The following is a 16300-nucleotide window of genomic DNA, read 5'->3' on the forward strand; positions in this document are numbered from 1 at the left end:
TCATCTATGCTGGCCTCCTCACCAGTGGCCAGCTTGAATCACAAATCTATCCGCCAGAGAACCCCTTCGATTCAATCACAAGCGGAAAAACTCTAAGCGACGAGATTGACGAGGCCCCCGATCGGCGCGCTGCCCGCCACCTTCGCGCCGGCCGCCGAATAGGCTTCGGCCTTTGGGCCCGACGCCGCGCGCTGGGCCGCGATTTTCGATTTGTCGGCCTGGGAACGCGTCGGATCGGACAGGGCATCGGCGTTGTCGGGTCCGGAGCGCGGATGCTGCGGATCGATATGGCGCTTGGCGATATCGACCTCGCTGCAATTCCTGCAGCTGAAGCCATTCACCGTTACCGGCGACGGATAGTTTACACCGATCTGCATCCCTGCGCGTCGCGCCTCCTCGGCATGGTCATAGCAGCGAGGGATTGAGAAGTGGTTGCTGCCGTGCGCGGCCTGCTCCTCAGCGGGGATCAGCTTACCAGCGCAGCAGCTTCGCCCCGATGATGCTGCCCATCACCCCTGCCAGCACGATGCCGAGCGTGTACCAGGTCAGCACGAACAGCGCCGAAGCCTCCGGACAATGCAGGCAATAGAGCGTTGCCGCCAGCCCGCCCGCGGCCAGCCCTGCGACGGCGCCGGCCAACCCCGGCCGCGCCGGCGCGAACTGGCGGAACGCCCAGAGAAGGCCGATATATAAAGGGATCGACAGATCGAACACCCGCCACGGACAGCTCCGCCAGCTCTTGCCGAGAAAGAGCGCCAGCCAGCCGCTGGCCGGCGTGTTCGACAATTCCAGGCCGGCGATCAGCATCAGCCCGGCGATCGGGATCGCCAGCACGCCCAGCCAGCGCGGCCGCAGGGCATCGGGCCGCGATAGATGGACTGTCGCCGCCACCGCGCACAGCCCGATCGACAATGTGTAGATGGCCTTCATCCAGAAGACGAAACCGCGCACGGCGATACCCAGATCGGGACGAAAGCCGATCGTGAGGGCGATGAACGCCAGCGACACCACCGCGCCGCTGCCAAGGCCGATCGCCATGCGGCGCTCCACCGCATGGGCCGGCACCGGCTTCAGGTCCATGGCAAGCGACCGGATCAGATCGTCGGTTCGCATCACATCGCATCCTTCAGGCGCGCCGCGAGCGCTTTCAGCCCGCGGTGTACCGATACTTTCACGTCGGCCTCGCTCCAGCCCGCCGCTTCGGCGGATTCGGCGACGCTCATGCCGCCGATCTTCGTGTCGCGGATCGCACGCGCCTGTTTGGCCGGAAGTTCGGCGAGCAGTTTCGTCACGTCCATGCGGGCGGAACAGGCATCCTCGAAGCCTTCCGCCATCAATATGTCGTCGAGATCCTCGATCGCGACATGCTGGCGCCCCTGCCGGAAATGATCGATCATCTTGTAGCGCGCCACGCCATAGGTCCACGCCATGAACGGGCGCGTCCGATCATAAGTGGCACGGCGCCTGTGGATCGCCATCAGACAGTCTTGCACAAGATCCTCGACATCATCGGACGCGCCGCCAAGCCGGCGCGCGAAAAAGGATCGCAGTGCGGGTACGAGCGCGCTTAGCAGGCAGGAATAGGCCTTCGCGTCGCCATCGAGGCCCGCGACCATCCATTCCCTGAGCTGATCCTCGCTCGCCCGCACATGCACTCCCGCAAGACTGTTCGGAGCTTTGCGGCAAAAGGTTACACCGGGACGGTCGTTACGCCGACAAATTTTTTTGCCGGCATTTCTGTAACGCCTCGCATCCGCCCGCCGAATAGCCGCCGTGACCCAGCCCGCAAGGCCTCCCGGGGTCACCGTGCGGCGCCTGCCTGTGGCCGGCGCCGCACGAGAGGGGGCCTTTCGAAAAGGAACGCCTATATGTCTTACACCCCTGCCTTCGCCGCCGCCGCGCTCGCTTTGTCGATCGTCGCGGGCACCGCCAACGCTGCCGACGCATCGGCCAAGCCGATGGAAAAATGCTACGGCGTCTCGCTCGCGGGCAAGAACGACTGCAAGGCCGGCGCCGGCACGAGCTGTGCGGGCACCTCGCATGCCGACTATCAGGGTAATTCGTGGAAGCTGGTCAAGGCCGGCACCTGCACGACGATCAAGACGCCCAAGGGCAACGGTTCGCTCACGCCGAAGGCCTGATCTTACGGACATTCATGGAAAACCGGGGGCTCCTGGTCACGGCAGCGCATATTTCTGCTCACTCTTCGTCGTTTTTAACGAGGAACCGTGAGGCACATAAGCCCCTCCCCTTCAGGGGAGGGGTTGGGGGTGGGGCCTCTCCTCCCAACGAACGTTCATCTCGGTGAGACGCGGTTGCCCCACCCCAACCCAGTCCAGCGGCTCTTTGCCTTGTCCGGGGGACAAGGCTGCCGCTGAACTCCTGAAGGGGAGGGGCTAGGATGTCGCCACACGTTTTTGCTGGGATGACGATGAGGAGAAATGCGCCCCGCACCAGATCCACCCGGGGACGGAGAACATCATGACATCGCTGGCAAATCTTTACGCCCGGGCTGCGGCCCGGATCGACGGGTGCGTATCGGAAAGCCCCTTGCTGCTGGTGGTGCGCCTCGGCGTTGCCGCGATCTTCTTCCTGTCCGGCCGGACCAAGGTCGAAGGGCTGCTGACGATCACGCCGTCGACCTACGAACTGTTCCGCACGGATTATGCGCTGCCGCTGGTGCCGCCCGAGATCGCGGCGCATGCGGCGACCTATTCGGAGCATTTCTTCCCGATCCTGCTGGTGCTCGGCCTGTTCACGCGGCCCGCTGCGCTGGCGTTGCTCGGCATGACGACGGTGATCGAGATCTTCGTCTATCCCGATGCCTGGCCGACCCATCTGAGCTGGGCCGGGCTGCTGCTGCCGTTGATCGTGCGCGGCGGCGGACGCTGGTCGCTCGACCGGTTGTTCGGGCTGGAAGCAGGCAAGTGACCGTGCCGGGCCTGTCCACAATCACGATCGCGCGGGCCCGGATCACGATGCGGCTGTGGCTCGCCGGATGGCGGACGCTGCGGGCGGCGATCGCGCCGCCCGCCGATCTCGCGATCCGCATCACTATCGGCCAGGCATTCCTGCTGTCGGGGCTCGTCAAGGCGATGCACTGGCAGGATGCGCTCTATCTCGCCCGTTACGAATATCCGCTGTCGTGGATCAGCCCGGCACATGCGGCGGTGCTGGGCCTCGCGATCGAACTGGTCTGCCCGGTGCTGCTGATGCTCGGCCTGTTCACGCGGGCGGCGGCGCTGCCGATGGCGGCGCTCGCGATCGTGATCCAGGTCGATTATCAGGTTCTTGACACCAATTTGTTCCAGGCGGCGATCCTTGCGGGCTATGTGATGTTCGGCGCCGGCCCGATTGCGATCGACGCGCTGCTGGCGCCGGGGCTGCGCGACAGCGCCTTGCCGCTGATCCCGCGGATCGCGCGGGCGGCGCAGGCGCTGACCCTGCACGTCGGCCCGGCCTTTCAGCTCGCGATCCGGATCTGGTTCGGCTGGGCGCTGCTCGGCCTGCCCGGATCGCCGGCGATCCTGCCGACCGGCGGCGCCGATGCCCTGCCGGCGATGGTGGCGCAGGTCGGGGCGATCGCGCTGATCGCCGGTGCCGCCCTGCCGGCCACGGCGATCCTGCTCGCCACCGCGACATCGGGCATGGCGATGATGATGGGCCCGTCGGCGGCCAATCTGTGGATGATCGTGCTGCTGGTGCAACTGGCGATGCTGGGGGCAGGGCGCCTCTCGATCGATCGGCTGCTGGCGGTACGGATGGCGGCATGCGCGCGGCCGGCGCTGGCCGGCGGCGGCGACTGGCCGCACATCGTCATCATCGGTGCGGGCTTCGGCGGCATGGCCTGTGCCGCCCGGCTGCGCCATCTGCCGGTGCGGCTGACGATCGTCGACCGGCACAATTATCATCTGTTCCAGCCCTTGCTCTATCAGGTGGCGACCGCCGGCCTGTCGCCGGCCGACATCGCCTCGCCGATCCGCAGCCAGTTTCGCGATGATGCCAATGTCCGCGTGGTGATGGGCGAGGTCAGCGGGATCGATGCCGATCGCAAGCATGTGCTGATCGGCGATTGGGCGCTGTCTTATGACCGACTGGTGATCGCCACCGGCGCCTCGCACAGCTATTTCGGCCGCGACGACTGGGCCGCCTTCGCGCCTGGGCTCAAGCGGATCGAGGATGCGACCGCGATGCGCGCGCGCCTGCTCGCCGCTTTCGAACGTGCCGAAACCGCGACCGACGTGATGGAGCGCAACGCGCTGCTGACTTTCGTGATCGTCGGGGCGGGGCCGACCGGGGTCGAACTGGCCGGCGCGCTTGCTGAACTGGCGCGGTTCGGGCTGCAGGAGGAGTTTCGCGATATCGATCCGGCATCGGCGCGGATCATCCTCGTCCAGTCGGGCGCGCGCATCCTGCCGGCGTTTCCGGAAGGCTTGTCGGCGCGGGCGCAGGCATCGCTTGAGAAGCTCGGCGTCACCATCTGGACCAATAGCCGGGTGCAGGCGATCGACGCGCAGGGCGTGACGATCGACGGCGAACTCGTGCGCGCCGGCACCGTGTTGTGGGCGGCCGGTGTCGTCGCCTCGCCCGCCGCGCGCTGGCTCGACGTTGCTGCCGATCCGGCCGGCCGCGTGCCGGTGGACATGCATCTGCGGGTCGAGGGACATCCGGACATCTTCGCGATCGGCGATACCGCGGCCTCGTCCGGCTGGGCCGGCCGGCCGGTGCCCGGGCTGGCGCCGGCCGCCAAGCAGGGCGGCGAGCATGTCGCCCGCTTCATCCGTGCGGATCTGGAGGCGCGGCCGCTGCCGGCGCCCTTCGCCTATCGCCATCAGGGCAGCCTCGCCACGATCGGTCGCAAGGCGGCGATCGCCGATTTCGGGCGGCTACGCCTGTGGGGCGCGCCCGCCTGGTGGCTGTGGGGCGCGATCCACGTGCTGTTCCTGTCGGGCCTGCGCAATCGCGCGTCGGTGATGCTGTCATGGATGTGGGCGTATCTGACGTTCCGGAGCGGGACGCGGTTGATTACGGGAGCTCCGCAGCGAACCTAGCAGGCTGCAGAAAAGGTCCGTGTCGGACTCGATTTAAACTCTATTTGAATCCGTTACGATTCTGATTTGATCGCGAAACGACTCGTGAACATGGTCTTTTTCCGCACCCTGCTAAAAGAGGTGAGTTGGTTCAGCGATGCGATTGATCGACATCGTAATTACGACCGAGTTTTTGCCAAAAGGAGATGGCAACAAGAAGCTTATAAAGTTATTTAAAGATATTCAAAGATTTGAATTGAGTTTTCGCACAAGGACGTGTACATTTGTCGATGGATTGGAAAGAGATTGTTCTGAAAGCCAGTGCGCATTAGAAATTGCTTGGGATGTTAAGGGGAATAACGTTCCAAAATCTATACTCTTATTACGTGATGAGTAGCTGGAAATATTCTCTCTAACGATGTCTATTGCATCATTTTCACAATTTATTTCTTTGGTTATCCTGTCCCAATGAAGTGCTATCCAGACCTCAAAGCATCTGCGTGATAGGGCAAGTCTAATGTTGCTGCTTTCAGCGAGATCGTGCGCTGCGGCGATATCGGCTTCCGAAGTGTCGTCGACATCGCATACGCACCAAAATTCTGCGCAGTTGGCGTATCTCCGACGATACTTATTTGCTTCTCTAACAGCGCTTAGGGGGTTCCCGCCGCTTTTGACGTACAACGGGTAAAGTGTGAGTGTTCCCGTTCCCAGTATGTTTGCCCAGTTGCGGAAGTAACCATCCTCAGTCACACGCCCATCATAGGCCACGACGATATGGTAATCGTTAGCTGACCGGCCTCCTCGAATACGTTTAGGCAGGCTGCTCATCTATCTCGCTTTCGTTGATGACTTGCTTAATGGTCTCATACCATTGAGGATCAAGACCCTTTGTTGGAATGCTGCCGTACCGACCGGTTAAGTATCCAAGTTCGAAATTTTCATCTTTTCGTGGTGAAAATTCTAACAAAGAATAAACTGTCGAGAGTCCATCTTGTTTGTCAACGAACCATATTTGATCTCGTCGAAGATGTTTCAAACTGAGTAGTCTGGTTTCATGGGTTGCAAATATCAGCTGTGCATTTTTGGGATTCGTGGATGAATCTTGAAATAGACTTATCAATCGAGCTGATATGTGTGGATGCATGCTCGTCTCAATTTCATCAACTACAACGAGTTGCCCCATTTGCAATCCCCAAACTACATCCGCACATAATGTATACAGTTTCTTAATTCCTCTCGATTGATTTTCGAACGGCATTCCATAGCGATTCCCGGCTACGCCGGTAATGAAGGATGCTTTGTAATGCTTATTATCAATAGCTCGCCCATATGCAGATTTCGCGTTATCTTCTATTTCAGATATTTCAATATCTTGAATACTAGGATCGGCGAGTTTCAATAGAGAAAGAGTTAGTTCCTTGAACGTATTTATTCTAAATGACAAAAAGCTCGTCATTTCCGAGAAATTTTTCTGCGGTCTGTCAATGGCCGTGTTCCAGCCGCGAACGTATTTGTATACCTTTGATGCTTCATCTTGATTGTCTTGAGCTAACGAGGATAAAAACAAGCTGTTCTCTCTTGTCCGTCTCAAGCTGGACAGATGATCCCGTCGTTCCCCTGTTAAGTTGGAGCCGATTTCCGCTGAAGTGTCAAATGTATCATCGAGCCTATGTGTGATTCTTTGAAATAGCTCCCGTTCGCGGCCTTTAGGATAGCTAAATAGCCATTCGCGTGAGAAATGACTTGGGTGTACCTCAAAGCCATATCTAAACCGCACTCCATCCAACAGGACGTTAATTTCAAATGTGCTGGGTGTCTCTGGACAGACGACGTTTGGATCTAAGTACGTTCCAGAAGCAGGTTTCCATACAGGTTGAGAGAATGCAATTGCAGCTTTGAGATAGTCGATACCCATCAGCAGGTTGGTTTTGCCGCTGGCGTTTGGCCCATAGAAGGCGACCGCCGGCAGAAGGCCAATCTCTCCACCCGTCGATGTTTTGGCCGGTATAACTGCGCTGGGAAACGTCCGGTCGGCGCCGTTCGCGATGAGGCTTATCTCGACCCTATCTCTGAACGACTTGAAGTTCTCCATCCAGAACGAAACTAGCATGACTCGACCCTCCGGAGCCCTTTGATGTCAAATTTTGTGGCTTGTCCACAATATTTCGGCTTTGAAAATCCATTCGGCAATCGGAGGCTCATTTGCGAGGCTGCAAAACCCTTGAACTTCTCTCCGGATCATCTGAAAACCCGTTCGGGCGCGAGCGGATAGCTGCAGCGCCAGGGGAGAACGGACATGGCTGACCATAAAGCGGCGAAGCCGCCTGTCTGGTATTGGATCGTTGCGGTGCTGTCGACGCTCTGGTCGTGCGCCGGATGCGCGGCTTATTATATGCAGGTGAGCATGACGGCGGCCGATCTGGGGAAGCTGCCGCCCGCGCAGCAGGAGATCTGGGGCATGATGCCGGCCTGGGTGACGGCGGCCTATGCGATCGCGGTGTGGGTCGGGCTGGCTGGCAGCCTGTCGCTGCTGGCGCGCAAGGTGTGGGCGCGGCCGTTGTTCATCATTTCGCTGATCGCGGTGCTCGTCCAGTTCGGCTGGACCTTCTTCGGCAGCCCGATCCTGAAGACGGTCGGCCCGGCAGGATCGATCCCGTTCCCCGCCGTCATCATCCTGATCGCGATCGCGCTTGTGTGGTTCTCGGGCTTCGCGACGCGCCGCGGCTGGCTGCGCTGAGGGAGCCCTTGGCGTCATTCTGAGGAAAGATGCTGGCGCTGGAATAATTAGTAAGCTGTTGATTATATGGAATGATATGTTCATTTTCGATCCTCCCCCGCTAGGGGGAGGTGGCAGCGCAAAGCGCTGACGGAGGGGGAGGACGGGTTCACCGGGTAGGAATGCGTTGCTGAGGCCGCTAGCAGCGGGTGGCCTCTGCCCGCCCCCTCCGTCGCCTTCGGCGACACCTCCCCCTGGCGGGGGAGGATAGCCAGATGCCGTCGTCCACAGCTTTTTTCCCGGCGCGCTTGCGTCGGGATGCCGGAATGTGGATCAGCGTGCGTCACTCGAAAACATCCCGAGGAATCGCCATGACGACGATGTACGGCATCAAGAATTGCGACACGATCAAGAAGGCGCGGACCTGGCTCGAGGATCGCGGCATCGCCTACACGTTCCACGACTACAAGGCCGAGGGGATTGACGAGGCGCATCTGCGGCGCTGGTGCGCGGAACTGGGGTGGGAGGTCGTGCTCAACCGCGCTGGCACCACCTTCCGCAAACTGCCCGACGCCGATCGCGCCGAGCTGGATCTCGACAAGGCGGTGGCGCTGATGCAGAGGCAGCCGTCGATGATCAAGCGGCCGATCGTGGAAAGCGATGGTCGCCTGCTCGTCGGTTTCAAACCCGATGCCTTTGCCGCGGCATTCGCATCCTGATCTTCGCGCAGAAAGTTGCCATGACCCGCACCCTGATCTCCTCCGGCTCGCCCCTCGAAAAGCAGGTCGGCTACAGCCGCGCCGTCGTCCAGGGCGAGTGGGCGTTCGTTGCCGGCACTACCGGCTATGATCCCGAAACCCGGATCATGCCGGACAGTGCCGCCGAACAGGCGAAGAACGCGCTGACCGTGATCGAGCGCGCGCTGGCCGAGGCGGGCTTCGCGTTGAGCGACGTCGTGCGCGCGACCTATTATTTCACCGACATGGCCTATTGGGACGAATGCGGCCCCACGCTCGGGGCGATATTCGGAGAGATCCGCCCGGCCGCCACAGCGCTGATCGTCGGGCTCGTCAAGCCCGAGATGAAGGTCGAGATCGAGGTGACCGCGCTCAAGCGGGCGTAAAGCCCGGTCGTGCCGCCTGTTGGTGCGTCCGTGCCTGGTTCACGACCGCACCGGGCGGCACATCGGCGGTGATCCAGACATTGCCGCCGATCGTCGCGCCCCGGCCGATTGTCACCGGGCCGAGGATGGTCGCACCGGCATAGATCACCACGTCGTCTTCGACGCGGGGATGGCGCGCCAGACCCTTTCTGAGCACGCCCTGATCGTCGATCGGGAAGCTGCGCGCGCCCAGGGTGACGGCCTGGTAAAGGCGGACATTCCGGCCGATGACTGCCGTCTCGCCGATCACCACGCCGGTGCCATGATCGACGAAGAAGCTCTCGCCGATCGCGGCGCCCGGATGGATGTCGATCCCGGTTTTCGAATTGGCGATTTCCGAGACGATCCGTGCCACCAGCGGGGCACCTAAGCCGTGCAGCATATGCGCGAGGCGGTGGTGGATGATCGCGATCACGCACGGGTAGCAGATCAACACTTCGTCCACGCTGCGCGCCGCCGGATCGCCGGCAAACGCGGCCTCGACATCGCCGTCGAGCAACCGCCGCAGGCCGGGCAGCGCGGTTGCGAAGTGGCGGATGATGCGCGCGGCGTCTTCCTCGATCAGCCAGGCGTCGTTCTCGCGCAGCGAATAGGCCAATTCGAGCCGGATCTGCCCGTAGAGCCGCTGAAGCGCGGTGTTCAGCGTCTGCGCGACGAACGCATCCTCATTGTGCATGCGAACGAAGCTCGGCCCCAGCCGCAGCGGGAAGAGCGCGCCGCACAAGGCCGTCATGATCTTCTCGATCACATGGCGCGACGGGAAGCCGACGGCACCATGTTCGGCGTTGCGCCGATGCGCGGCGCGCCAGTCGACGCGCGCCGCCTTCAACTCGGCGGAGATCGCATCGATGTCCCAGTAAAGGCCGGCGGGTAGCAATGCGTCTTCGGTGTCAGCGTCCATATCGGCACCCCGGTTTTGGTCTGTCGGTGCACCCTAAGCCGCTGGCATATTTCGGACACACACATTTACTATCGATAAAGTAGAAATAATTTGGGCTGGTGATCCGTTTGGGCGTGCGCGCGGCACGATCTGGCTTCTTTACGGGCGGGCCGGCTGTTTTCGTGGTGCCGGCATGATAGCAAGGCCGGTGATGGCGGCGCGGGGACACGCCGCTGTGCCAACTCGGGGAATGTTGAGGCTTTCCGTTTGGGATGGTGCCATGATCAAAGATGATGACCGGGTGATGCGATCGCGCGCGATCGAGGCCTATGAAGCGGTTCCGTCGCTCGACGCGCACGGCGACATGATACGGCTCATTCTTGCCGAAGTATCGATGCTCGCCGAGAAATATCATTATGTGCAGCGGCACGATGTGCCGCACGTCAGGGAGCTTTCGGGGCTGCTCGACGTCTTGTGGCAGGAGGTCGAAATGACCAATGCCCACAAGCAACGCCTTCCGGCTTAACGCTCCGCTGTCACCCGGTGCGCGAAGGCCAGTACATCGGCCAGCACCGGCGCTCGCCCGCGAAACGGCTTCGCCATGGCGGTGACGATGCCGACATGGCCGAGCTCGGGATAGATCTTCAGTTCGGATGCGACGCCGGCGGCGGCCAGCTTCTTGTGCAGATGTTCTGAATTGCGCGGCCACACGGTATCGTCCTTCGCGCCGTGGAGCAGCAGCGCTGGCGGCGCGCTGGCGTCGGCATAATGGATCGGCTGGGTTTCTTCGGGCTTCGGCCATTGGCTGAAGGTGGCTTTGGTGATCGGCCCGTCGAACGGCAGGAAGTCATAAGGCCCGGCGAGCCCCGCAAATCCCTTCACCGCGGAGCGGTCGAGCCCGAGCCATTCCGGATCGAGCGCGAGCATCGCGGCGTTATAGGCGCCCGCCGAATGGCCGATCAGCACCAGCCGGTCGGCGTCGCCGCCATAAGGCGCGATATGGCCGCGGGTCCAGCGGACGGCGTCAGCGCAGTCCTGCAGGAAGCCGGGGAAGTGCACCTCGGGCACCAGCCGATAATCGGGCACGACCACGACGAAGCCTGCCGCGGCGAGCGCGCGGCCCGCAAAGCCATAGCCCTCGCGCGTGCCGTTGGCCCAGGAGCCGCCATAGATGAAGACGATCACCGGAAGATGCGCGCCGGCGGCGGTACCCTTGGGCGCGTAGATATCGAGCATGCGGCGCGGGCCGGCGCCATAGGGGATGTTGCGGGCCACTTCGGTGCTTTCGCTATCCTTGGGCATCAAGGTGTCGAAGGTCTTGAGCGGAGCGCAGGCCGCCGCCAGCACGATCGCACCCACCACCAGTATCGTCCCGATCAGCGTCAGTCGCATCATCATCCCGTTCGCTCCGCCTCGCCGGTCGATAGCCGAAATATGTGGCGATGCCAGCCCCGGCGATCGAACCGTCCGGTGTCTCGCGCGTTCGCGCTGCTGCACCAAAGGAGACATGGAATGATCGTTCGTAGCGGTTCGGCGCGTTATTCGGGATTGGGCAAGACCGGCAAGGGCTATGTCTCCACCCAATCGGGCGTCCTGCTGAACCAGCCTTATGGTTTCAACACCCGCTTTGAGGATGCGCCGGGCACCAATCCCGAGGAACTGATTGCCGCGGCCCACGCGTCCTGCTTCACCATGGCGCTGAGCTTCGCGTTGGCCGGTGCGGGCTTTGCCGACGGCGAACTCGAGACGGTGGCGAAGGTGTCGCTCGACAAGGATGGCGCAGGGTTCAAGGTGACGAAGTCGGCGTTGACCCTGAATGCTCAGGTGCCGGGTATCGATGCGGCGCAGTTTGCAGCGATCGCAGATGACGCGAAGACGAATTGCCCGATTTCGAAACTGCTCAACGCGGAAGTTACGCTGGAAACGAGATTGTCCTGACCAAAAAAAAGGGGCCGCAAAGCGGCCCCTTTTCCGGGGGTTGGGTTAGGTGGTAACGCGATCAGTGGGCGGCTGATTGCGCTTCTTGTCGCCCTGCGTGTCTCATTGTTTCCGCTGGCGATCGGGGGCTCTGATTCATGCTGTCGCGGTCGTTCCCGCTTTGGCGATTCTCGCTTTTGGCATTCGCTCCTGAAGAAGTCCCTGTCGATCAGGGACAACGACATGACCGGTAACAATTCGCGACGTTCCGGGCTTTGCGATCAAGCGATGGGAAATACGATATTACGTCGGCGAAACAACATTGGGCCGATCGCAACAGTAGCGTTCGCGCAGATCACGCACTAGGACGGCGCCCGAGAATCGGGAGATAGGGAATGTCGCAACCGTTGCGGGTCGCGCTGGCAGGTTTGGGAACGGTGGGCGGCGGCGTGGTCAAGCTGCTCGACGCCAATCGCGCGCTGATCGAGCGCCGGGCGGGCCGGCCGATCGCGATTGTCGCGGTATCGGCGCGCGATCGGACGCGCGATCGCGGCGTCGATCTTGGCCGGTTCGATTGGGTTGACGATGCCACCACCCTGGCCATGCGCGACGATGTCGATGTCGTCGTTGAACTGGTCGGTGGCTCGGACGGTCCCGCGTTGACGCTCGCCCGCGATACGTTGGGTGCCGGCAAGGCGTTCGTCACCGCCAACAAGGCGATGATCGCGCATCACGGGCTGGAACTCGCCGAGACCGCCGAAAAGCGGGGTGTTGCGCTGAAATATGAAGCTGCAGTCGCTGGCGGTATCCCGGTGATTAAGGGGCTGCGCGAGGGTATGGCCGCCAATGAGATCAGCCATGTCTTCGGCATCCTCAACGGCACCTGCAACTATATCCTCAGCGAGATGGAGGAGAAAGGCAGCGACTTCGCCGATGTTCTCGCCGAGGCCCAGCGTCTGGGTTATGCCGAATCCGATCCAAGCTTCGACATCGACGGTGTCGATGCCGCGCACAAGCTGACGATCCTCTCCAGCCTGGCTTTCGGCACCGCGGTCGATTTCGCATCGGTGGCGATCACCGGCATCCGCCACGTCATCGCGGCCGACATTGCCGAAGCGGCGGCGCTGGGCTTCCGCGTGCGCCTGCTCGGCCATGGCGAAGCGAGCGAGAAGGGGCTGTTCCAGCGCGTTCACCCCTGCCTCGTGCCGCTCAGCCATCCGCTCGCCCACGTTTCGGGCTCGCTCAACGCAGTGGTCGCGCATGGCAATTTTGTCGGACGCCTGTTCTTCCAGGGCCGTGGTGCCGGTGAGGGGCCGACGGCCTCGGCGGTCGTCGCCGATCTCATCGATATCGCGCGCGGCGAAACCGGGCCGGCCTTCGCGATGCCGGTGGCGGCGCTTGCGCATCCCGCGATTGCGTCGGCCGACGATCGGCGCGGCCGTGCCTATCTGCGCTTCACCGTCGCCGATCGGCCCGGTGTGCTCGCCGAGATCACCGCCGCGATGCGCGATGCGGGCGTCTCGATCGAAAGCCTGATCCAGCGCGGTGTGGCGAGCGACGGCAATGTGCTGATCGCGATTGTCACCCATATCAGCCCGGAACGGGCTGTGCAGGCAGCGCTGGATCGGCTCGAGGGCTCGCAAAGCCTGACCGGCAAGCCCATGCTGATGCATATATTGGACGAATGAAGGCGGAAGCGTTTCGTCTTCTCGACAACGTCATGTTCCCCGCTTAATCGCAGTTGCGTTCCCGAATTTAGAAAGGCTGACCGAATGACGAAGGCAAGTAGTGCGCTGGATCGGGTACTGGTGCTGGAAATGGTGCGGGTGACCGAAGCCGCCGCCATCGCCGCCTCCCGGCTGGTCGGTCGCGGCGATGAAAAAGCCGCCGATCATGCCGCCGTCGAAGCGATGCGCGCCGCCTTCAACGAACTCGAATTCGACGGTACGGTCGTGATCGGTGAGGGCGAGCGCGACGAGGCGCCGATGCTCTATATCGGCGAGAAGGTCGGATGCGCTCCGGGCACCGGGCCGAAGATCGATATCGCGCTCGATCCGCTCGAAGGCACGACGATCACCGCCAAGGCCGGCCCGAACGCGCTGGCGGTGCTCGCCATCGCCGAGGAAGGCGGCCTGCTCAACGCGCCCGACGTCTATATGGACAAGCTCGCGATCGGGCCGGGTTATGAGAAGGGCCTGGTCGGCCTTGATCGCACCCCAACCGAGAATATCAAAGCGCTCGCCGCCGCCAAGGGTGTCCAGCCGAACGAGATCATCGCGTGCGTGCTCGATCGCCCGCGGCACGAGAAACTGATCGCCGAACTGCGCTCGCTCGGCTGCGGCATCATGCTGATCCCCGATGGCGATGTCGCCGGCGTGATCGCGGTGACCAACCCCGATACGACGATCGACATCTATATGGGATCGGGCGGCGCGCCCGAGGGCGTGCTCGCGGCGGCCGCGCTCAAATGCGTGGGGGGTCAGTTCCAGGGCCGGCTATTGTTCCGCAACGACGATGAGAAGGCCCGCGCCCGCAAATGGGGCGTGACCGATCTCGATCGGATCTATCATCTCGACGATCTGGTGAAGGGCGATGCGATCTTCGCGGCGACCGGCGTTACCGATGGATCGTTGCTCGAAGGCGTCAAGCGTCGCAAGGGCGGGTGCATGACCACCGAGAGCGTGGTGATGCGCGCGAGCAGCGGCACCGTTCGCTGGGTGAAGGGTGAGCATTACAAGGAAAGGTAAGGGGCGGGGAGGCGCTTCACGGCGCCTTCCGCTTTTGCGCATTCCCCTCTAGACGCACGCCATGCGCGCGCCTGTCCTCAACATCTCCCGTTCGATCCTCGGCCAGCCCTGGCGCTGGCGCGGGGCGGCTGCGGATGCGCGCGACGAGGGTTTCTCGCCCGACGATCTGGTCACGCAATTGCTGCTCGCCCGCGGCTGTCCGCGTGATGCGATCGAGAGCCACCGTTCTCCCACCATTCGCGGCTTCATGCCCGATCCGTCGATCTTCCGCGATATGGACCGCGCTGCTGATCGCGTCGCTGATGCGGTGATGGCGGGCGAGGCGATCACTGTCTTCGGCGATTATGACGTCGATGGAGCCACCTCTGCCGCCTTGCTGATCCGCCTGCTGCGCGATCTGGGGAGCGATCCGGCGGCGTATATTCCCGATCGACTGATGGAAGGCTATGGCCCCTCGGGCGAAGCGCTTGTGCGGATCGCGGCGGGCGGCGCGAAGCTGATCGTCACCGTCGATTGCGGCGCGCAGGCGTTCGATGCTTTGCTGCAAGCGAAGCAGGTGGGGGTCGACGTGATCGTCGTCGATCATCATCAATGCGGGACGGCCCTGCCGGAGGCCTATGCGCTGGTGAATCCCAATCGCCTCGATGAGGATGAGGGCGCCGCGCATGGCCATCTTGCGGCGGTGGGCGTCGCCTTCCTCCTCGGTGCGGCCGTGATCCGCGTGCTGCGCGGCCGCGGCTGGTTTGCGTCGCGGGCGGAGCCGAAGCTGCTCGATCTGCTCGATATTGTCGCGCTGGGTACGGTGGCGGATGTGGCGTCGCTGCGCGGGCTCAACCGTGCGTTCGTCGCGCAAGGTATCAAGGTGATGGCCGGGCGCCGGAACATCGGCATGTCGGCCCTGATCGATGCGTCACGGCTTGATCGTGCGCCGACCTGCACCGATCTGGGCTTTGCGCTGGGGCCGCGGATCAATGCCGGCGGGCGGGTCGGCAAATCCGATCTCGGCGTGCGGCTGCTCACCACCGCCGATCCCCAGGAAGCGCAGGCGATCGCCGCCGAACTCGATCGGCTCAACGAGGAACGACGCGCGATTGAACGCGCGGTGCAGGATGCGGCCGAGCAGGCGGTCATCGGGCAGGATAATCGTGCGGTTGCAGTTGTCGCCGGCGGTGGCTGGCACCCGGGAGTTATCGGCATTGTCGCCGGGCGCCTCAAGGAAAAGCTCGGCCGCCCCGCGATTGTGATCGCGCTCGATGCCGACGGCGTAGGTAAGGGGTCGGGCCGATCGATCGCGGGGGTCGATCTGGGCGCTGCGGTGCTGGCCGCCAAAGATATGGGGCTGCTGGTCGCGGGTGGAGGCCATGCGATGGCGGCGGGCCTGACGGTAGCGTCCGGCGGGGTCGACGCGCTCGCCGACTTTCTCGACGCGCGGTTGGCGTCCGATGTCGCCGCCGCGCGCGACGACCGGGCTTTGCTGCTCGATACGTTGGTGGCGCCCGGCGGGCTCACGCCGATGCTGGTCGAATCGCTGGAGGAGGGTGGCCCTTATGGTGCCGGTTGGCCGGGGCCGCGCATCGTTGCCGGGCCGGTGCGGATCATCAAGGCGGATATCGTTGGCGAACGCCATGTCCGGCTGATCGTCGCCGGGCGCGACGGGCGATCGTTCAAGGGCATAGCCTTCGGGGCGGTAGAAAGTGCGCTGGGTCAGGCCCTGCTCGGCGCCGGGCCGGATCGGGCGCTGTGGCTGGCCGGCCGGCCGAAGATCAATCAGTGGGGATCGCGCACGTCGGCCGAGCTGCACGTCGAAGACGCCGCCTGGGTCGATTGATCGCGCAAAAAAGCGCCGAC

At 62.9% G+C, this 16300-nt stretch carries 18 protein-coding genes; 11 read left to right on the top strand and 7 right to left on the bottom strand.

Annotation, left to right across the window (positions count from 1 at the left end):
- Window positions 1-92 precede the first annotated feature (92 nt).
- From BLS13_RS00005 to BLS13_RS00015, 3 genes are all read right to left on the bottom strand, one after another.
- Window positions 93-377 (bottom strand): hypothetical protein, encoded by a 285-nt coding sequence (locus BLS13_RS00005; RefSeq protein WP_093448639.1) that lies wholly within the window; start codon window positions 375-377, stop codon window positions 93-95.
- 94 nt (window positions 378-471) lie between these two features.
- Window positions 472-1113 (bottom strand): NrsF family protein, encoded by a 642-nt coding sequence (locus BLS13_RS00010; RefSeq protein ID WP_093448642.1) that lies wholly within the window; start codon window positions 1111-1113, stop codon window positions 472-474.
- Window positions 1113-1649, bottom strand: coding sequence for a sigma-70 family RNA polymerase sigma factor (locus tag BLS13_RS00015; RefSeq protein WP_093449461.1), 537 nt, complete (start codon window positions 1647-1649; stop codon window positions 1113-1115). The genes BLS13_RS00010 and BLS13_RS00015 overlap by 1 nt, the downstream gene beginning before the upstream one ends.
- 219 nt (window positions 1650-1868) lie before the next feature.
- Between BLS13_RS00015 and BLS13_RS00020 the strand changes: the two genes are divergently transcribed.
- The 3 genes from BLS13_RS00020 to BLS13_RS00030 all read left to right on the top strand — a co-directional run bounded on the left by BLS13_RS00020 (window position 1869) and on the right by BLS13_RS00030 (window position 5051).
- Complete coding sequence (locus BLS13_RS00020; RefSeq protein ID WP_093448644.1) at window positions 1869-2141, top strand: BufA1 family periplasmic bufferin-type metallophore; 273 nt, start codon at window positions 1869-1871, stop codon at window positions 2139-2141.
- A 340-nt stretch (window positions 2142-2481) separates the two neighbouring features.
- The gene (locus BLS13_RS00025) at window positions 2482-2931 is read left to right on the top strand and encodes a DoxX family protein (RefSeq protein WP_093448646.1); all 450 of its coding nucleotides are present in this window, start codon (window positions 2482-2484) and stop codon (window positions 2929-2931) included.
- Window positions 2928-5051, top strand: a complete 2124-nt coding sequence (locus BLS13_RS00030) for an FAD-dependent oxidoreductase (RefSeq protein WP_093448649.1) — start codon at window positions 2928-2930, stop codon at window positions 5049-5051. Before BLS13_RS00025 ends, BLS13_RS00030 begins: the two co-directional genes overlap by 4 nt.
- 222 nt (window positions 5052-5273) lie before the next feature.
- Here the strand turns inward: BLS13_RS00030 and BLS13_RS00035 are convergent, their stop codons facing one another.
- Complete coding sequence (locus tag BLS13_RS00035) at window positions 5274-5858, bottom strand: RloB family protein (protein WP_093448651.1); 585 nt, start codon at window positions 5856-5858, stop codon at window positions 5274-5276.
- Window positions 5842-7140: an AAA family ATPase gene (locus tag BLS13_RS00040; protein ID WP_093448654.1), complete on the bottom strand. Its 1299-nt coding sequence runs from the start codon at window positions 7138-7140 to the stop codon at window positions 5842-5844. The genes BLS13_RS00035 and BLS13_RS00040 overlap by 17 nt, the downstream gene beginning before the upstream one ends.
- 186 nt (window positions 7141-7326) lie before the next feature.
- On the opposite strand from BLS13_RS00040, the gene BLS13_RS00045 reads away from it, so the two are divergent.
- The 3 genes from BLS13_RS00045 (at window position 7327) to BLS13_RS00055 (ending at window position 8869) form a co-directional block, all read left to right on the top strand.
- Window positions 7327-7767: a hypothetical protein gene (locus BLS13_RS00045; RefSeq protein ID WP_093448656.1), complete on the top strand. Its 441-nt coding sequence runs from the start codon at window positions 7327-7329 to the stop codon at window positions 7765-7767.
- A 350-nt stretch (window positions 7768-8117) separates the two neighbouring features.
- On the top strand, window positions 8118-8465 hold the full coding sequence (locus BLS13_RS00050; RefSeq protein WP_093448658.1) for an ArsC family reductase: 348 nt from the start codon (window positions 8118-8120) through the stop codon (window positions 8463-8465).
- A gap of 20 nt (window positions 8466-8485) precedes the next feature.
- Window positions 8486-8869, top strand: coding sequence for a RidA family protein (locus BLS13_RS00055; RefSeq protein ID WP_093448661.1), 384 nt, complete (start codon window positions 8486-8488; stop codon window positions 8867-8869).
- On the opposite strand, the gene epsC is transcribed toward BLS13_RS00055, so the two are convergent.
- Window positions 8856-9809, bottom strand: a complete 954-nt coding sequence (gene epsC, locus BLS13_RS00060; protein ID WP_093448664.1) for a serine O-acetyltransferase EpsC — start codon at window positions 9807-9809, stop codon at window positions 8856-8858. The two genes, BLS13_RS00055 and epsC, sit on opposite strands and share 14 nt — an antisense overlap.
- 259 nt (window positions 9810-10068) lie before the next feature.
- On the opposite strand from epsC, the gene BLS13_RS00065 reads away from it, so the two are divergent.
- The gene (locus tag BLS13_RS00065; RefSeq protein ID WP_093448666.1) at window positions 10069-10314 is read left to right on the top strand and encodes a hypothetical protein; all 246 of its coding nucleotides are present in this window, start codon (window positions 10069-10071) and stop codon (window positions 10312-10314) included.
- Here the strand turns inward: BLS13_RS00065 and BLS13_RS00070 are convergent.
- Complete coding sequence (locus BLS13_RS00070; protein ID WP_256325625.1) at window positions 10311-11186, bottom strand: alpha/beta hydrolase; 876 nt, start codon at window positions 11184-11186, stop codon at window positions 10311-10313. The two genes, BLS13_RS00065 and BLS13_RS00070, sit on opposite strands and share 4 nt — an antisense overlap.
- A 114-nt stretch (window positions 11187-11300) precedes the next feature.
- Between BLS13_RS00070 and BLS13_RS00075 the strand changes: the two genes are divergently transcribed.
- From BLS13_RS00075 to recJ, 4 genes are all read left to right on the top strand, one after another.
- Window positions 11301-11726: an OsmC family protein gene (locus BLS13_RS00075; protein ID WP_093448669.1), complete on the top strand. Its 426-nt coding sequence runs from the start codon at window positions 11301-11303 to the stop codon at window positions 11724-11726.
- A 374-nt stretch (window positions 11727-12100) separates the two neighbouring features.
- Window positions 12101-13393 carry a homoserine dehydrogenase gene (locus tag BLS13_RS00080; RefSeq protein ID WP_093448671.1) on the top strand — a complete coding sequence of 431 codons (1293 nt, stop codon included), beginning with the start codon at window positions 12101-12103 and terminating at the stop codon, window positions 13391-13393.
- 84 nt (window positions 13394-13477) lie between these two features.
- Window positions 13478-14452, top strand: a complete 975-nt coding sequence (gene glpX / locus BLS13_RS00085; RefSeq protein WP_093448673.1) for a class II fructose-bisphosphatase — start codon at window positions 13478-13480, stop codon at window positions 14450-14452.
- Window positions 14453-14513: 61 nt separating this feature from the next.
- Window positions 14514-16280: a single-stranded-DNA-specific exonuclease RecJ gene (recJ, locus tag BLS13_RS00090; RefSeq protein WP_093448676.1), complete on the top strand. Its 1767-nt coding sequence runs from the start codon at window positions 14514-14516 to the stop codon at window positions 16278-16280.
- The last annotated feature ends 20 nt before the right edge of the window (window positions 16281-16300 follow it).

The sequence above is a fragment of the Sphingomonas sp. YR710 genome (assembly GCF_900101455.1).
Taxonomy (GTDB): Bacteria; Pseudomonadota; Alphaproteobacteria; order Sphingomonadales; family Sphingomonadaceae; genus Rhizorhabdus.

Bases quoted from the DNA above. Each gene is read 5' to 3' on its own strand.
- BLS13_RS00005 (WP_093448639.1), bottom strand. From the start codon at position 377: ATGCAGATCGGTGTAAACTATCCGTCGCCGGTAACGGTGAATGGCTTC.
- BLS13_RS00010 (WP_093448642.1), bottom strand. From the start codon at position 1,113: ATGCGAACCGACGATCTGATCCGGTCGCTTGCCATGGACCTGAAGCCG.
- BLS13_RS00020 (WP_093448644.1), top strand. From the start codon at position 1,869: ATGTCTTACACCCCTGCCTTCGCCGCCGCCGCGCTCGCTTTGTCGATC.
- BLS13_RS00025 (WP_093448646.1), top strand. From the start codon at position 2,482: ATGACATCGCTGGCAAATCTTTACGCCCGGGCTGCGGCCCGGATCGAC.
- BLS13_RS00035 (WP_093448651.1), bottom strand. From the start codon at position 5,858: ATGAGCAGCCTGCCTAAACGTATTCGAGGAGGCCGGTCAGCTAACGAT.
- BLS13_RS00040 (WP_093448654.1), bottom strand. From the start codon at position 7,140: ATGCTAGTTTCGTTCTGGATGGAGAACTTCAAGTCGTTCAGAGATAGG.
- BLS13_RS00045 (WP_093448656.1), top strand. From the start codon at position 7,327: ATGGCTGACCATAAAGCGGCGAAGCCGCCTGTCTGGTATTGGATCGTT.
- BLS13_RS00050 (WP_093448658.1), top strand. From the start codon at position 8,118: ATGACGACGATGTACGGCATCAAGAATTGCGACACGATCAAGAAGGCG.
- BLS13_RS00055 (WP_093448661.1), top strand. From the start codon at position 8,486: ATGACCCGCACCCTGATCTCCTCCGGCTCGCCCCTCGAAAAGCAGGTC.
- epsC (WP_093448664.1), bottom strand. From the start codon at position 9,809: ATGGACGCTGACACCGAAGACGCATTGCTACCCGCCGGCCTTTACTGG.
- BLS13_RS00065 (WP_093448666.1), top strand. From the start codon at position 10,069: ATGATCAAAGATGATGACCGGGTGATGCGATCGCGCGCGATCGAGGCC.
- BLS13_RS00070 (WP_256325625.1), bottom strand. From the start codon at position 11,186: ATGATGATGCGACTGACGCTGATCGGGACGATACTGGTGGTGGGTGCG.
- BLS13_RS00075 (WP_093448669.1), top strand. From the start codon at position 11,301: ATGATCGTTCGTAGCGGTTCGGCGCGTTATTCGGGATTGGGCAAGACC.
- BLS13_RS00080 (WP_093448671.1), top strand. From the start codon at position 12,101: ATGTCGCAACCGTTGCGGGTCGCGCTGGCAGGTTTGGGAACGGTGGGC.
- glpX (WP_093448673.1), top strand. From the start codon at position 13,478: ATGACGAAGGCAAGTAGTGCGCTGGATCGGGTACTGGTGCTGGAAATG.
- recJ (WP_093448676.1), top strand. From the start codon at position 14,514: ATGCGCGCGCCTGTCCTCAACATCTCCCGTTCGATCCTCGGCCAGCCC.